General features: G+C 66.6%; 1 protein-coding gene. It reads left to right on the top strand.

The window, feature by feature from the left end; genetic code table 11:
- Window positions 1-767, top strand: a 767-nt coding sequence (locus AC1D0Z_RS23170) for a helix-turn-helix domain-containing protein (RefSeq protein ID WP_477660474.1), incomplete at its 5' end; no start/stop codon positions are given.
- Between the last annotated feature and the right edge of the window lie 99 nt (window positions 768-866).

The following is an 866-nucleotide window of genomic DNA, read 5'->3' as shown; positions in this document are numbered from 1 at the left end:
GTACGGACCTCTCGGAGCCACAAGTTGGCACCACCGCCATCGGCGCAGCGCTGACCGAATTGCGACCGGTGTGGCTGCACCGGGGGGAGCATTTCTTTGATGCCACTTCGGTTTACAGCTGCGCCGGCGCACCCTTGTTCGGCCCTGACGGCCGCTGCGCCGGCATGCTGGACCTGACGGGCATTGAAGTGGCCGAGAGACCCGAGCTCCAGCATCTCGTCGCACAATCTGCGCGCAGCATAGAGAACGCGCTCACCCTGGGCAAACCCCATGCACTGCTGATCCGGCTGAACTGGCCGGGCCGCACGCTGGGCGATGAAACCGACGGGATGGTGTGTGTGGATGCCGACGGTTGCGTCACAGGCGCCAACCAGGCGGCGCGCCAGATGGTTTCACAGCTGGGCCTCGGCGCGGCCACAGCGCCGCATTGCAACGACCTTTTTGCCCTGCCCTATGAAATGCTGTTTGACGCGGCGCAGCGACGGGCCCCGGTGAACGGCGGCATCCTGGAGGTGCCGCTCTGGACAGGCCTGCGCCTGCATGCGCTGCCGCAGTTGCGCGGCCGGGATGCGCCGTCTGCAGCCACCGGCCTGCAAACTTCGGACACTGCGTCGGGCACCGCCTCGCGCACGCTGAAGGAACTGGAAACCGCCCTGATCCGCAAGGCGGTGACCGATGCACGCGGCAATGTGCTGCAGGCCGCAAAGGCGCTTGGTGTCAGCCGGGCCACGGTTTACCGCCGCCTGGGCTCAGGCAAGCGCAGCTAGCACCCTGCAGCAAACACACATCAGTGCTTGTGCTCAGCCGTGGCGCCGGCTGCTCCCGGCGCTGCGGTAGCAACCGGCAACTTCAACTCCAGCTTGCTC

This window comes from Polaromonas sp. P1_E3, assembly GCF_056405935.1.
The sequence above is the reverse complement of the archived record's forward strand: the minus strand, read 5'-3'. Positions and strand labels throughout refer to the sequence as shown.